13 protein-coding genes and 1 pseudogene are annotated in these 13,721 nt (G+C 50.8%); 8 read left to right on the top strand and 6 right to left on the bottom strand.

Annotated features, from left to right (window positions below; translation table 11 throughout):
- The first annotated feature begins 5 nt into the window (after window positions 1-5).
- Window positions 6-1,739, top strand: coding sequence for an AMP-binding protein (locus tag ACL7TT_RS08850; RefSeq protein WP_413394791.1), 1,734 nt, complete (start codon window positions 6-8; stop codon window positions 1,737-1,739).
- A 48-nt stretch (window positions 1,740-1,787) separates the two neighbouring features.
- On the opposite strand, the gene ACL7TT_RS08845 is transcribed toward ACL7TT_RS08850, so the two are convergent.
- Window positions 1,788-2,078 carry a DUF1540 domain-containing protein gene (locus tag ACL7TT_RS08845; protein WP_413394789.1) on the bottom strand — a complete coding sequence of 97 codons (291 nt, stop codon included), beginning with the start codon at window positions 2,076-2,078 and terminating at the stop codon, window positions 1,788-1,790.
- A 659-nt stretch (window positions 2,079-2,737) separates the two neighbouring features.
- Window positions 2,738-4,618, bottom strand: coding sequence for a glycosyl hydrolase family 18 protein (locus ACL7TT_RS08840; RefSeq protein WP_413394864.1), 1,881 nt, complete (start codon window positions 4,616-4,618; stop codon window positions 2,738-2,740).
- On the opposite strand from ACL7TT_RS08840, the gene ACL7TT_RS08835 reads away from it, so the two are divergent.
- Entirely contained in the window at window positions 4,506-4,769 is a 264-nt protein-coding gene (locus ACL7TT_RS08835; protein ID WP_413394869.1) for a hypothetical protein, read from the top strand. The two genes, ACL7TT_RS08840 and ACL7TT_RS08835, sit on opposite strands and share 113 nt — an antisense overlap.
- A 350-nt stretch (window positions 4,770-5,119) precedes the next feature.
- On the opposite strand, the gene ACL7TT_RS08830 is transcribed toward ACL7TT_RS08835, so the two are convergent.
- From ACL7TT_RS08830 to ACL7TT_RS08820, 3 genes are all read right to left on the bottom strand, one after another.
- The gene (locus ACL7TT_RS08830) at window positions 5,120-5,659 is read right to left on the bottom strand and encodes a GNAT family N-acetyltransferase (RefSeq protein ID WP_413394787.1); all 540 of its coding nucleotides are present in this window, start codon (window positions 5,657-5,659) and stop codon (window positions 5,120-5,122) included.
- Between the two features lie 285 nt (window positions 5,660-5,944).
- A complete protein-coding gene (locus ACL7TT_RS08825) occupies window positions 5,945-7,387 on the bottom strand; it encodes an autotransporter domain-containing protein (protein ID WP_413394785.1) in 1,443 nt (480 codons plus the stop codon).
- On the bottom strand, window positions 7,384-7,779 hold the full coding sequence (locus tag ACL7TT_RS08820) for a hypothetical protein (RefSeq protein WP_413394783.1): 396 nt from the start codon (window positions 7,777-7,779) through the stop codon (window positions 7,384-7,386). The genes ACL7TT_RS08825 and ACL7TT_RS08820 overlap by 4 nt, the downstream gene beginning before the upstream one ends.
- 816 nt (window positions 7,780-8,595) lie before the next feature.
- On the opposite strand from ACL7TT_RS08820, the gene arfB reads away from it, so the two are divergent.
- Window positions 8,596-9,012, top strand: a complete 417-nt coding sequence (arfB, locus tag ACL7TT_RS08815) for an alternative ribosome rescue aminoacyl-tRNA hydrolase ArfB (RefSeq protein WP_413394781.1) — start codon at window positions 8,596-8,598, stop codon at window positions 9,010-9,012.
- A 399-nt stretch (window positions 9,013-9,411) separates the two neighbouring features.
- Here the strand turns inward: arfB and ACL7TT_RS08810 are convergent, their stop codons facing one another.
- On the bottom strand, window positions 9,412-9,852 hold the full coding sequence (locus ACL7TT_RS08810) for a DUF2799 domain-containing protein (protein ID WP_413394779.1): 441 nt from the start codon (window positions 9,850-9,852) through the stop codon (window positions 9,412-9,414).
- A gap of 268 nt (window positions 9,853-10,120) precedes the next feature.
- Here ACL7TT_RS08810 and ACL7TT_RS08805 point away from each other — a divergent pair.
- The 5 genes and pseudogenes from ACL7TT_RS08805 to ACL7TT_RS08785 all read left to right on the top strand — a co-directional run.
- A pseudogene (locus tag ACL7TT_RS08805) lies at window positions 10,121-10,288 on the top strand (IS3 family transposase); the annotation flags it as partial.
- 195 nt (window positions 10,289-10,483) lie between these two features.
- A complete protein-coding gene (locus ACL7TT_RS08800) occupies window positions 10,484-11,401 on the top strand; it encodes an ABC transporter ATP-binding protein (RefSeq protein ID WP_413394777.1) in 918 nt (305 codons plus the stop codon).
- Entirely contained in the window at window positions 11,394-12,164 is a 771-nt protein-coding gene (locus tag ACL7TT_RS08795; RefSeq protein WP_413394775.1) for a hypothetical protein, read from the top strand. The genes ACL7TT_RS08800 and ACL7TT_RS08795 overlap by 8 nt, the downstream gene beginning before the upstream one ends.
- 488 nt (window positions 12,165-12,652) lie before the next feature.
- Complete coding sequence (locus ACL7TT_RS08790; RefSeq protein WP_413394772.1) at window positions 12,653-12,904, top strand: MbtH family protein; 252 nt, start codon at window positions 12,653-12,655, stop codon at window positions 12,902-12,904.
- The gene (locus ACL7TT_RS08785; RefSeq protein ID WP_413394771.1) at window positions 12,897-13,697 is read left to right on the top strand and encodes a thioesterase II family protein; all 801 of its coding nucleotides are present in this window, start codon (window positions 12,897-12,899) and stop codon (window positions 13,695-13,697) included. Before ACL7TT_RS08790 ends, ACL7TT_RS08785 begins: the two co-directional genes overlap by 8 nt.
- Window positions 13,698-13,721: the final 24 nt, after the last annotated feature.

Raw genomic sequence — 13,721 nt, 5'->3', positions numbered from 1 at the left:
AAGCGATGAACCCGGAAGAGCGATACGAGACTATAAAAGGCCTGCAGCCTTTGGAGCTTCTCTATAAGAGGGAGGCTGAAGAGGCTGACAAGGTTTTCCTGCGGCAGATGTACCAGCGTCAGTGGCGGGACTACACCTGGGGCGACGTGATGGCTAGGGCCAGACGGATAGCGGGCTTTCTGCGCAGTCAATTTAATCCCGGAGATCGGATTGCCCTTCATGCCAAAAACTGTGCTGACTGGGTGATCGTGGATGTGGGCATCATGTTGGCTGAAATGATCAGTGTCCCCCTGTATCCAGGCCAGTCCGCCTCTTCCATGTCCTATGTATTGCAGCACTCGGAATCTAAACTGCTGTTCTGTGGGGCTACGGATAACCGGGAGGCTCTGCTGGCGGTGGTGGATTCCATCCCCACCGTGGCTATACAGCGCTGTGAAATTCACTGTGACCAGGAACTGGAAACGGTAATCAGCTCTAATGCCTCTTTCGATGAAAATCCGGTATATGATAAGGATGACGTTTTCACCATTATGTATACCTCTGGGACCACAGGTCATCCGAAGGGCGTGATGCATGCTTGGTCATCGGTGATTTTTGTCGCGCCAAATATGGTCAAAGGGTATGGTTACAATGAGTCGGACCGTTTCTTTTCCTATCTCCCTTTGGCCCACGCGGCAGAGAGAATCCTGATAGAATTTCACAGTTTGTACTCGGGAACACCCGTGTACTTTCCAGAATCTCTGGAAACCTTCCTTGAAGATCTGCGGCGTACCCGTCCCACGATGTTTTTTTCGGTCCCCAGATTGTGGGGCAGATTTAAGCAACAGGTTGATCAAAAAATTCCACCCGCAGTGCAGAGCATTGCATTGCGTATACCCGGCCTTAGTACTTGGTTTAGGAACCGGGTACGCAGCAGCCTGGGATTGGATCAGGCGCGACTGCTGGTGACAGGGGCATCGCCAACGTCGGTCGAGTTATTGCGCTGGTATCACCGTATGGGGATGAAGCTGGCAGATGGCTACGGTATGACGGAAAACTTTATCTATGGCTGTATTGCGCACAGGGATGAAGACCCTGTGCCGGGCACCGTAGGGAAACCTCAGCACAACTGTGAGTTAAAAATTTCCGCCCAGGGCGAAATACTGTTTAAAAGTGATTCTTTAATGAAGGGATATTATCGGGAGCCCGAGAAAACTGCAGAAGTTATTCGCGATGGCTACTACCATACCGGGGACTCCGGTTTTATTGATGAGAATGGGCTGCTGCATGTTACCGGACGTATTGCCGAATCCTTTAAAACCAGTAAAGGGAAGTTTATCCAACCCAGTTGTCTGGAGGGAGCCTTCGGCAATGAACCGCTTCTGGCACAGTGCTGTGTGCTTGGGCATGGAATGGATCAACCGGTGCTGCTGGCAACTGTATCTGAATTGGCAGAAACACTTCCGCGAAAAGAAATTAGCGCCCGGCTGCTGCGGCTGCTTGGTGCTGTGAATCAGCGCTTGTCGCACCATGAACGAATTAAACTTGTTTTAATTGGCAAGGAGGAGTGGACACCGGTAAATGGCTTGCTTACCCCAACGATGAAGATTAGACGCAAGGTGCTGGAAGCGCGTTACCAGCCATTGCTCAAGGCGTTTGCGAACAGCGAGGGAATTATCTGGGAGCCGCTGGGTAGTGCCAGCCAGCAAGAGGGGAGCGCCACATTGGAAGCTGTTGTCACCAATCCTGTAATCAAATAAGTCTTCCATGACCTATTTGATCATTGGGTGAATAATAAACCTGTATAATCAGTGGGTATAGCTGAGGCAGTTATTTGCGCTTCCGTTGCGCCCAACCTGGATACTGTCTGCAGAGCACTCAAAATCATCATTGAATTTGCAACCCTCCATTTTGCAGGCGCCGACACCGGCGGTGCGGGCGCTGCTGGTGTGCTTTGCGTTGGCGAGGAAGGTATCGCAATCGGGGTCTGCACCATTGCCGATTGTGATGGCTCTGGCGTGGCAACCGTCATTGGCATTGTAGGCGCACTGTGTAACGGCACACTTGCTGACTTCAGGCATATCTGTCGCAATAATCATGGTTTTCTTCTCCTGGTTAGTCAGTTGGAGACTAGTCTAGCCAGATTACAAGTCAACGAAAAACAGTAGTATTTGTGTGGAATTAAGCCGATTACGCTGGTTCAAAAAAATAGCGGGTCTAACCATAAACGATAAAAATCACGCCAGTGGTGAAGCTCGGAATGTACTCTACCTGCCCCTTTGTTATGTTCATGGCTATTCGTCACCCAAATAGTGCCGGGCTTGCCTGATATTCGAGGGCGTTTTCACACCAGAATTCTTTATGCAATGGTGGGGTGGATAATCTGCATAGGGCTGTTCATAGCGGGCATTTCGGCGATGAAAATTCCCTGCGGTTTGAATGGGCCATTGAAAACACCAGACCCGAATTTAAAGATACCACCATTCTGGGAAATGGCCCCTGAAAATCCTTATTGACGAATTGTTATTTTGGCAAGTGGCCAGTTCCATGGAGGGGTGGTAGTGCGTGTTTCAAGGGTATGTTCGGTCGGCTTTAATGGGGTAAATCACCGACATCACCCTATCCATCTGTTTGTGAGAGGTCGATGAATTTTGATTCAGGAAAACAGCGGGATGGCACTGAAAGGGGAAGTGGGGTTAAAGGCTTCACTAAAATCAGAGGGGGGCAGTTGCCGCCCCTCCGATCCCGTAGGTTTTATTTACTGCTGTGGATGACCGAGCCCCTCGTGAGCCGCATTGAGAATGTCTCCATTATCCGCGTCAATCTCCCAGGAAAAGGTACCGGCGAGCCCGCGCTGGCGAACATATTCCGCCTTGGTTTTAGCGGATTTGCCATTCTCATAGGTGATCAGTTCACCTGTACTGGCTTTCCATACGTAAGGCGACTTCGCTGTATCGTCATAAACTGCACTCCAACCGTTTACGCCTGAACTATTGGGATCACCCCCCAGCATTTCTTCCACTACGCGGAAGTAGTCCACAACGCCAGCCTCCCAGTGACCATTGCTCATCGTCAGCGAGATGGGGCCATTCCCTTTTCCGGAGAAGGGGTCTTGAGAGGTCATATTGGAAACCCCTTTCCAGCCCCGGCCATACATGGCCACACCCAGCACCAGCTTGTTGGCGGGGACACCTGCAGTGAGAAGATTGGTGACAGTTTCATCACCGCTGAATCCCGGATGAATAGCGTTGCCTGTCGGGTAAAGTCCGGCATGGTGGCCCAGATCTTCGCTCCAGGCGCCATAGTAGTCGTAGCTCATAGCAAAGATGTAATCCATGTAGGGGCTGGCCTGAGAGTAATCAATCTTGCTGATTTTGGCGGGTGAAACACCCACAGCACTGGTCAGCTGATAGTCGCGACCGGTTTCTGACTCAAGGGCATCCAGGGCTGTGCGTAAGTCTTTCATCAGGGTGACATAGGTCTCGCCATCCGATTCTTTGCCAAGATCGGCGTTGGCACCGCCGCCACCTGGATATTCCCAGTCAATATCCACACCATCAAAGAAAGTATAAGTTTTCAGGAATTCAATCATGGAATCCACAAATACGTTGCGGTTGGCTGCATTATCGAAGTAATAGAAAGGATCAGAAAGTGTCCAGCCGCCCACGGAAGGTAGAATCACCAAATCAGGATTCGCCAATTTAATACGGCGCAGCTGGTTAAATACACCTTTATAGTCCTGGGCATCATTGTCACTAGGATAGAGTTTATCCAGTGCTGCGTATGTATCGTGCACCGTTACTTCGAAATCCTGTTTTCCCTGACAGGATTGCTGCAAGGCACTATATCCACTGGGGTTGGCATCCTGCAGACTTTGGTTTGGTCCACAAATAGGGATAAAGGCGTAGAGCAGGTGGGTCAAATTGGAGGCAGGTATCTGGGCGGGTTGATAATTTCTGCCATATATGCCCCACTCGACAAAGTAAGCCCCAACCACAGAATTTGTTGTGTTGTTATAGGGCTTATGCTTTCGCAAACCCGGTGAAGCATAATCCGTTGGCAGTGGAGTTTCGCTACTGCCCACTACGCCGCCTCCCGCACCACCAACAGAGATGGTTTTGACATCACTGGCGGTAGAGCCTGCTGCATTGGTCAACAGCACCTGAAGGTCGTAGCTGCCCTTCGCAAAGTTCACGGTGCAACTGCCGTGCTGCGCATTGTTTCCATTCACAGTCAGGGTGTTGTTACACACTTCTGAGCCATTAGACTCCAGTGCCCAACTGGACCCATTCACACCCCACCACATATTCCATGAGACCGTTATATCCCCCGCCGACTGATTGGTATCCATCCAGGCGATAACAGGTTTGGCGGGAGCATCACCAAGCTCAGGGTCTGGGGTGGGCTGAGGGTCCGGTGAGGTTCCATCCCCTGAAACCACATTCACTGTCTTAACAGCACTTGTTGAGGACCCTGTTGCGTTGCTGAGAACCACCTGTAACTGGTGAGTGCCAATAGCAGGGGCAATGGTACAACTGGCCTTTTGGGCATTATTGCTATTTGGAGTTAAGTCACCTGAGCAAACCTGGCTGTTGTTCGACATTAAAATCCAAGAGGTGCCATTTTCACCCCACCACATATTCCAAGTTACTGGAATGGCAGTACCTTCCGTATATTCTGTGGGCATCCAGGCAATAGCCGGCGCACCTGGTGTCGACCAGGCATTGACAGAACAGACGGATATGATGAACGCCACTATGAGCGGACGGCAATTTTTCTTTTGCATGTGACCTGTACCTTTATTTTAGTGTGCATTTTTTGGATAGGCTTGCCCGGTACGGCATTGGATGCCAGGTGGTATGAACGGAAAGCCATTGTAAAATTATTGGTCAAACTGTCAATTTTGTACTCGTTATTAATCGTAAAAATACTCTAAACAATGCATAAGCAGGGTTCTGTAAACTGGTTCTCATGGAGCCAGGAAAAAAAGAAAATGGCGTTAAAAATTGGGTAGCCGTTCAAAAGAGGCAGCTTGTCGGTTTTAAAAGCCTGAGCGCCCTATCCGGTCTGGCTCCCCAATGATTAATAGGAGGCGCACAGGAGGGGGAATAGGTGTGTAAAAGTCCGGGTTGAATAGCGCTTATTTCTCTTTGCTCGAAGAGTGACAGTGCGAACTGGTCTTCCAGAGCATGAGTAACAGCTCCTTGTGCTCGCCGGGCAAAGTGATCCTTCCCTCAACTCTGAAACCGATTTTTTTCAAAAGCTTCAGCGAGGGTGTATTGCCGGGCAGAGTGATGGCGGCAATGCGCTCCAGCCCGAGTTGTTTCTGTGCGTACTGCATGACCCCTTGCGCGGCTTCCAGGGCATACCCCATACCGCGATACTGAGGCAGAAAAGCGAAGCCAAGATCCACAACCCTCAGGCCTTCGCGCTTGATCAGCCCGCAGGTACCGATAGCGGTACCTTCCTTCAGCGCCACTTTATAGAGGCCGACATTGTGCTGGCGGTACATGGTGACAGGGCCATTACGGATATAGATGCGCGCCTGTTCCAGATTGCGTACACCGCGGTCACCGATATTTTGCAAAAAATCCGCGTCGTTGAGCAGGTTGAGAATCAGGTCTGCGTCATCATCACAAAGTTCATGCAGCACCAGATTGGGCGTTTTGAGTTGAAACATGTTCGGTGTGTACAGTTCCGATGGCTGGGCACTTATATTGCCTGTGGGCTCAGCGTTTGGCGAGCGCTCGGTGCAGGCACTGTTGGAATTGCCAGTGCGGGAGATCGACGGGAAATGTGCCCCCAGGAGAGGAGGCACATGCGGAAACGCCAGCGACGGCGTCAGAAGTGGTATGTGACGTTGAGAGAAGCAGATTGGGTGGTCGGGCGGGAGGTCACGTTGGCGCCCAGAGCAAGGGATTTCGCTGCCTGCCAGTGGATACCGGCAACCAACCCCATATCCTCTTCAAACAGGCCCCGCACTGGAGTAGCTTGGCATCGCACTCATATTGCCTTCCAGGGATTTAACGCCTATCTCAAGGGTGTCCTCCTCGGTACCGGTGGTGTCCTGGTACCACACCTGGGCGTAAGCGTTGATGGTGCTCCAGCTTTTATTGGCAAAAGCACCAAAGCGCAGGGTGGTGTAGCGGCGCTCCTGATCACCGTAACGAATTCCCAGGGGGTCCAGCTCAGCACCGCCGAGGTTGGTATAAGTGAAGCCTTCGATGGCATCCTCGGTATAGCCGTCCACTTCTACGGTTGACCTGGTTACGCCGACGAAGGAGCCGAACTGGAAACTGGAATTGCTCAACAGGTTTGCACCGGCAGTCAGGCTCAGGGCCAGATTCTCACCGGAGGTCTCGCCTTTCAGTTCGGATTTGAAGCTGTCACCGAGGGCCAGGGCGCGATTGACCTGATCATAATCAACGTCGGTCAGAGTGGCGCTTCCTTCTACGAAGAAGATATCGTGGTGAAGACGGCCAAACAGGCTGTAATGTGTTGAGGTTGACTCGATATCAGAGCGGGTGTTGTCCAGATCGATATTGGATCGGCTCAGGGCAAAGCCCAGTGCGGCATTGTCGCGCAGAGCGTAAGTCAAACCGATTAGACTGGTGTTGCTGTCACCACTGATATCAGCGGTAAAACCATTGTCGTAATCGATGTTGCCAAATACACTGCCCACGAAGACACCGGTCTGGGCTTGGCTGTAGCGTACCCCGGCCAAATTTTCTTCCAGGCTGTTGAGGTGCATGTGCGCTGACTGGGCACCGATGTCCGGCAGCTGGCCGGCAACTTGTGCCGCATTGACAATGGCGGTGTAGTAGTCGGCGAGTACCTGTTGGCCAACCTGGGTTGGGTGTACGCCGTCATTGAAGATCAACTGGTGGGCGTCTGCGGTCTCCTGACGGATTCCGTAAACCGGGTGTTCGATACAAGCACCGCCGCTGCTGTCGTAACAAAACCGATTCTGCTCGACTTCCCCGGACAGACCCTGCAGACCGGCGTTATCCAGGATGACTTTGAGCAGGTCCGCTTGATCTACCATCAGTACTCCATCGATGTCCCTGGCAGTGGCGAGCAGGTTGGTGTTAAAGGTTTCAGCGGCGGCATTGGCCTGAGCCAGGATCGTATCAATCGCCGCTGGCAATTGCGCGTCGGCTTCTTCCTGGGTTATCAGGCCGGCAGCAACCGCGGCGCCCAGCTCAGAGGCAGCTTTTTGAGAGGCGAGGGCGTAACTGGCCGGGGTCTTGCTGATGTCCGGCACATTGGATACCAGGATATAGTTGGCGCCGGCGTCGGACAGCATGGTCGAGGCCAGGTCGATATCTGCGCTGAATGCTTCTGGGGTGGTCGTCCCTGCTGCAACGCTGGCGAAGCCGTTGAGCAGGTCGTTGCCGCCCCCGTTCACCCAGTAAGCGCCCTGGAGTCCACACTGCCGAGTGTGCTCTCCAGGTAGCCCAGGCCCAGGGGGTGTGGATTACCGGTGGTGCCGGAGCCGGCAATGAGGGTGGCCGGGGCCGCATCTATTTTGTCTGCCAGTTCGTAGTAGAAATTCGCCGAATCGGTATCACCGGCAGCCGCAAATTGGGCTGTTGTGGCGCGCAGTTGGGCTGACGTTGCAGGGTCATCTATTGCCTTGAGCACGTAACCCAGCTGTTCCAGATCCGGGTAGAGGCCGGTTTCGGTCTCCTGGGTGGGGTCTGGTAGCAGGGCGCAGGCAAAGTTGTGTTTGTTCGGGTCGTAGGCCAGTCCTTTGGTTGCGAGATATTCAAAGTATTTTTTGGTGCCGACAATGTTCATCAGGACATCTGCAGCCTAATGGCCACCCACGGCCCAACCGGTTCCGACATTTGGCACGGCAGCTATTACCTGGGCTCGTGCGGCGGGCACAAGTGTCTCCTGGCTCAGGTTTGGGTCCGTCAGGTCGATAGCGGGGAGACACAGGGACAAACCGGCACAGGATGGGTTTACAGCGCCCAGCCCCAGGTTTTGCGACAAAATACTGATGGCTGCTTCACGGTTGTCACCACCGCTGGTAAAGACATCGTAGTTCCCTACGTCGGTCAGGCTGTCGCCAAAAGCAATAACCTGAGTGAATGCGGATTCCTCTGCGAATGCGAAAGCGCTGGTTATGGTTGTAAGTGCTATCGCCGCCGCGAGGCTGCGCTTGGCGTTGGGTATGGTTTTCTCCTATTCGCCGGTAACTGCATACCCGCGAAAACATCGGGAGTCGCCCAGGGCAAACAACAGGGCGTGCGCTTTTATTCTTCCTGTGCCTCTGAGAAGCTTGGCAATACTAGCGGATGTGACCTGGACAATAAAATAGGTCACGGGCAAAAAAGTGGCTATCCGGTCACTTTGTATAGAGACCAGCCTACGAGAGATACAGGATAAAAAGGCCGTAATAGTATTGGGTTATCATTTTTAGGTAAAAATACCAAAGCCCGGATGATTCCTGTTTCATGGCGCGATTGACAGGTTGTGGCCACCAAGGTGTGCATAGGCACCGACCAATGCCGCGTATGGTATGGGAGACTTGGCGGTTTAATGAAAATAGGCGGGTTTTCTACCCGTGTAGATGTTGGCCGTTGAAGTTGCAAAGGTTCGTGAATTTTTATGCACAATCTCCCCCGAAAAATCAAGGTCCCTGTAGAGGAAGTTCAGATAAGTGCGGTGCGTGCCCAGGGGGCCGGCGGCCAAAATGTCAATAAGGTTTCCACCGCTATTCACCTGCGATTTGATATCCGTACCTCCTCGTTACCTGGGGAGGTCAAGCAGCGTTTGTTACAACTGCGGGATCGACGTATCTCCGCCGAAGGTATAGTGATAATCAAGGCCCAGCGATTTCGCACCCAGGAAAAGAATCGCACAGATGCCATTGAGCGCTTGCAATGCCTGATTGAAACAGTCTTGTCAGTTCCAAAACGGCGAATTGCCACCAAGCCAAGTCGCGGAGCAAGGGAGAGGCGTTTAGAGCGTAAAAGCAGGCGTTCCAAGCTGAAGCTGACGCGCGGAAAAATTCTGGATCAGTAAACACCATTCATTCACCAAGCTAAAAGTTAGGCCGGATGGCACAATTTATGGATGATCATCAGGCTCCCCTGAATCCGGCGGGCCGGCTGTTGTAGTACGTGAGTGAATTAATAAGCTGCTGTTAAAAGGTCACTGTTTCTCATTCTCGAGAAAAAGCATTGCGAGGCGTACCGGTTTTGAAAGCTTTTCCTGGCCAAGCGATTTCAGGGAACCACTTTTTTGTTCAGCGCCTATTGATGGTGTGTGATATACAGAAAAAGCAGTCTTGGCATGGTGGGCCAACCCCCTTCCAAGCCGCTTGGTTTACATGGGATCTGAAACGTACTCATAAGGGAGCATGGAATGGGCACCTGAAGCAGAGGCAGTGTCTATAAGGCAAAGTGGAGGTTGTGCCCCAAACTATGGATGGTACGGTGACCTGGAGAGCGCCGCCTGATATTCCGCCTGGTGCTGAGTCAATTCGAACCTCAGGTTGTCAATGTCGATACCCAATTTTGTATGACGTGTTTTGAGGCGTGCAATATCTGCCGGCAAACTGATACGCTCGTCCCTGGAAGCTTCATTACCGATTAGTCGCGCGCCTTTTTCTGTCAGGTCGTCCAAGAGATATTCCCGCTCCAGTTCCAGGTCGTGAATGGTGTTTTCCAATGACTGCACTGCACTGTGCGCCGTAAAAATAGCGCGGCCGGTGTTGTAGCCGCGCAGGGAAAGCCCTTCAAGGTCCACTGGGCAAACGCCCTTGTAGTTTTCTCCGGCGCGGCCTTCAGCGAATCCGCGGAGCTCGGTACAATAGACCTCCAACCCGAATGGCACTAAGTTAAGCTCTAGCAGGATGGCCATATTTTCTAATTCTGTCTCTGCTTGACGATCTGGGTTCAGTCAGTAATGGGTAAATTTTTATCCTTCTCTTCACGCACCGTGGTTCGACCCTGCCTGGTCGGTTGCTTACTACAACGCTCACGACAAGATCGCAAAGACGATCGAGGTCGCTATTATCTCTTCTCCGATCACTGACAAACATCTGCCAGAGCTGCAATGTATGTTTAAAGTGGAATGGGGTGTGTGTTCAATGAGCCGTAAGGGAAATTGTTGAGGCAATGCACCGGCTGAGCGTTTTTTTAGTAGCCTGAAGCGGGAATGGTTAACGGGAAACCTCTATCCGACAAGGGAGGATGCGATAACAAGCGTGAGAGCCATTATCATTTATTACAACTCACGCCGAATTCATACAACACTGGGGGATGTGACCCCTATCGAATTTGAGAGGTGTGCTTAGCGAGGGCGCCCGGTTAGACTTGGCCATTAACACCGGTAAATGACCAATTTTACTTGACTACCCAGATTCAGTACGTTAGCTTTGAAGTTAAGTGGGGTACAAATACTGCGTGCTTTCAGGTTTTTTTGGAAAGGGAAATCAATAATAACCAAAATGCGCCCAACAATGTTTGGAAGCGTGGGGGAAGGGAAGATTGTGACAGTTGTTGAAGTTAGCAGAATTCGTAAAAGTTACAAAGGTGACCACGAGGTAGTGAAAGGGGTTTCCTTCAGTGTCAATTCCGGGGAAATTTTTGCTTTTTTAGGACCCAATGGTGCAGGTAAAACCACCACCCTCAAAATGATCACCGGATTGATCCTGCCGGACAGCGGCACTATCTCCATCAACGGTCGAAATATTAAAGCTGGCTCAGCTGTGCTGAAAGAACTCGGGTCGGTACTTGAAGGCAATCGCAATCTCTACTGGCGGATGACCTCATTCGAGAATCTGGTGTATTTCAATGTCCATAAGGGTACATCATTGAGTGAGGCGCGGACGACGGCCGAGGAGCTACTGGTCAAGTTTAATCTTGAGGAAAAGCGCAGTGTCCAGGTGCGCAATCTCTCTCGCGGGATGCAGCAGAAACTTTCCATTGCCATCGCCATGGCCCACAAGCCCAAACTTCTGTTACTTGATGAACCTACCTTGGGGTTGGACGTGCAGGCGACCGTGGAGGTTATCTCGTTGATGGAGCAACTCAAAGACGAAGGCATCGCCATTGTTTTGACAACCCATCAATTGGATGTCGCCCAGCGTCTATCTGACCGCATCGCTATCATCGAAAAGGGTGAGATCATCAAAGAAAGCGACAAAGATGCGCTGATAGAGGAGTTCGCTCAGAATGCCTACCAGATTGACCTTATGGAAGTAATGAGTAAGGAAAAGGCGGCATTGCTGAGGCAAAAGTGCGGTGCCGAGGTCAACGAGAAGTCCATCAAGGTGGTCGGTGGTTCATCGGTACTGTATGAGGCATTGGCATTGATGCAACCCGATGAAATCAAACAGATTGAGCGAGTTGAACTGGATTTGACTCAAATTTTCTTGCGCCTGACAGGAGATACCGTAGATGTTTAGTCTCCTCTATGTCGAATTTTCTCGGGCGTTTCTGACTTTGTTCCGCTATCCGGCCAATTTCATTTCCCACCTGTTCATCAACATATTCATGTTCTATGGTTTGTTTCTCGGTGCATCTTTTATGTCGGGGAGGAATTCATTTGGCGATACGCTCGATACCTTGGTGGTCGGCTATACGGCCTGGGTTATGGTCAACCGCACCTTCGCCAGAACGCCGCAATCCATTGAGGCAGAAGCGGCGACTGGGGTACTGGAAAGTATCTTTTTGTCCCGCTACAACACCAGTTTTGTCTATATGATCAGGGGCTTTGTCGAAGCTATCATTGACATGGCGATGATCATAATTCTCATCAACGCTATTATCTGGCTGACCAACAGTAACATCGCCTGGACAGGTTTTATCGCGTTTCCTGTATTGACTATATTGTTCGCCTCCATCGGCTGTTCGTTGATGGCAGGTGGTTTTGCTTTGCAGTGGAAGCGAATCAGCGCGATCTTGCCATCAATCCAGTTTGTTTTGATGTTTTTGATGTTCGCGCCATTTGAAACTTGGTATGAGCAGGGCAATCTGCTTGTGATGCTGCTGCCCATGGTGCCTAGTGTGGTGATGATGCGGGAGCTGATGGTTTATGACATGGTCTTCAATGTTGATTTGGCGATAATGGCTATGGCCAATGGTGTCATTTACTTGACTGCGGGTTTGATTATCTTTCACAAGATGGTGATGCGAGCGCGGAATAATGGCCTTGTGGGGGGGTACTGATTTAGTTTGGTGCAGAAAGTTTCGTGCTTAGGGCATAATCGTGAGTTCATTGCCTTTTCGATTACTCATGAGACAGTGCTCCACCAAAAGTGCCGGTTTCGGAATTTTACGAATCTTTTTCGTGGATCGCTGAAAGGGTCAATATAAGATTTTTTTTACGTGTTTTCCGCAATTCTAAAATACATTCTCAAGAAATTAATTTCTTGGCCTGGGTGAGTTGCGAGGGTACGCCAGGATTTCATCCCGATAGGATAAATAAATAAAAAGCACCAGGGGAAGCGGCGGTAACAGTAATTTTAGCTGGATTTGCAGCGCTAGTTATAGCAGGGAATGGCTCCAGGGCTAGCCTTTTGGGAGGTTAGCTTATTGGCACATTCTTTTAAGGGGAAAGCAATTTCGCGTTCCTATAATGCATATTTTTACCTTGTAGCATATCAGCTGCGTATCAATTACATATTTGTTACATAAAAACTATACGAGGGGTCGCTATGTTCGCAGAGGCTGAGAATATCACTTTTAAAGTGGTGATAAATCACGAGCAGCAGTACTCGATTTGGCCGGATAGGCGTGAAAATGCGCCAGGATGGCAGGATGCCGGCTGCTCGGGCAGCAGGCAGCAATGTTTGGACTTTATCGCGGCGAAGTGGACAGACATGCGCCCGGCAAGTTTACGCAACGCACAGGCCATGTTTGATGCGAAAGCTGCTGAAAAAATATCAGTATCGATAAATCATGAATAATACAGGCAGTAGTAGGCAACCTGGTTGGTTTACCTTTTTTGAGCGAAAGCCTGACGCCAAGCTTCGATTGTTCTGTTTTCCTTACGGTGGCGGTGGTCTTAGTGCGTTTTCTGACTGGGCGGCATCAATGCCGCCTGGCGTAGAGTTGGCTGTGATGGAGCTGCCTGGCAGGGGGCAGCGGTTCAGTGAACCGCTGATGCATGATATGTCGGTAATCATTGAGCGAATGGCAAATGAGTTCATTAGTTATATCGACAAGCCTTACGTATTTTTCTGTCACAGTCTAGGAGCATTTTTAGGTTTTGAACTGATGCAGGCGTTGCGTCGCAGAGACGTGTCCTTGCCAAAACTATTTATGGTGGCAGGGATGCGAGCACCCCAGTTCGAGGTTGAAAACCAGCTCCATAGTCTTGATGACGATGCCTTCTTGATAGCGCTTGATCAATACAATGGGACGCCCGCAAATATACTGGCTAATCGTGAGCTGATGAATCTTTACCTGCCCATTTTCAGAGCCGACTTTTCCTTGTCTGAAAAATACCAATACAGGCCCTCAAAACCATTCAATTTGCCGTTTATATTTATGGGCGGGAGAGATGATCATACGGTTAGGGAAGTAGAGAGTGACGGCTGGCAGTTACACAGTGAGCGGCCGATTGTGCAGAAGTTTTTTCCGGGTGATCATTTTTTTCTTTTCAATGAGGGAAAGACAGCAGTGCTGAGCACATTGGCAAGTTCGCTACGCCAGGTGATGGCCGATGGATTGTTACCAGAATGGTCAGTCTCGGCTTGAGCGATAGCAAAACCATCCGTCATG

This window comes from Microbulbifer jejuensis (assembly GCF_047289955.1).
In the GTDB taxonomy this organism is placed as follows: domain Bacteria; phylum Pseudomonadota; class Gammaproteobacteria; order Pseudomonadales; family Cellvibrionaceae; genus Microbulbifer.
This window is presented reverse-complemented; position numbering and strand designations above follow the sequence as displayed.

What these genes read in the sequence shown, in the direction of transcription:
- ACL7TT_RS08850 (WP_413394791.1), top strand. Translation starts at nt 6, where the DNA reads ATGAACCCGGAAGAGCGATACGAGACTATAAAAGGCCTGCAGCCTTTG.
- ACL7TT_RS08845 (WP_413394789.1), bottom strand. Translation starts at nt 2,078, where the DNA reads ATGATTATTGCGACAGATATGCCTGAAGTCAGCAAGTGTGCCGTTACA.
- ACL7TT_RS08835 (WP_413394869.1), top strand. Translation starts at nt 4,506, where the DNA reads ATGGTACAACTGGCCTTTTGGGCATTATTGCTATTTGGAGTTAAGTCA.
- ACL7TT_RS08840 (WP_413394864.1), bottom strand. Translation starts at nt 4,618, where the DNA reads ATGTGGTGGGGTGAAAATGGCACCTCTTGGATTTTAATGTCGAACAAC.
- ACL7TT_RS08830 (WP_413394787.1), bottom strand. Translation starts at nt 5,659, where the DNA reads ATGTTTCAACTCAAAACGCCCAATCTGGTGCTGCATGAACTTTGTGAT.
- ACL7TT_RS08820 (WP_413394783.1), bottom strand. Translation starts at nt 7,779, where the DNA reads ATGAACATTGTCGGCACCAAAAAATACTTTGAATATCTCGCAACCAAA.
- arfB (WP_413394781.1), top strand. Translation starts at nt 8,596, where the DNA reads ATGCACAATCTCCCCCGAAAAATCAAGGTCCCTGTAGAGGAAGTTCAG.
- ACL7TT_RS08810 (WP_413394779.1), bottom strand. Translation starts at nt 9,852, where the DNA reads ATGGCCATCCTGCTAGAGCTTAACTTAGTGCCATTCGGGTTGGAGGTC.
- ACL7TT_RS08795 (WP_413394775.1), top strand. Translation starts at nt 11,394, where the DNA reads ATGTTTAGTCTCCTCTATGTCGAATTTTCTCGGGCGTTTCTGACTTTG.
- ACL7TT_RS08790 (WP_413394772.1), top strand. Translation starts at nt 12,653, where the DNA reads ATGTTCGCAGAGGCTGAGAATATCACTTTTAAAGTGGTGATAAATCAC.
- ACL7TT_RS08785 (WP_413394771.1), top strand. Translation starts at nt 12,897, where the DNA reads ATGAATAATACAGGCAGTAGTAGGCAACCTGGTTGGTTTACCTTTTTT.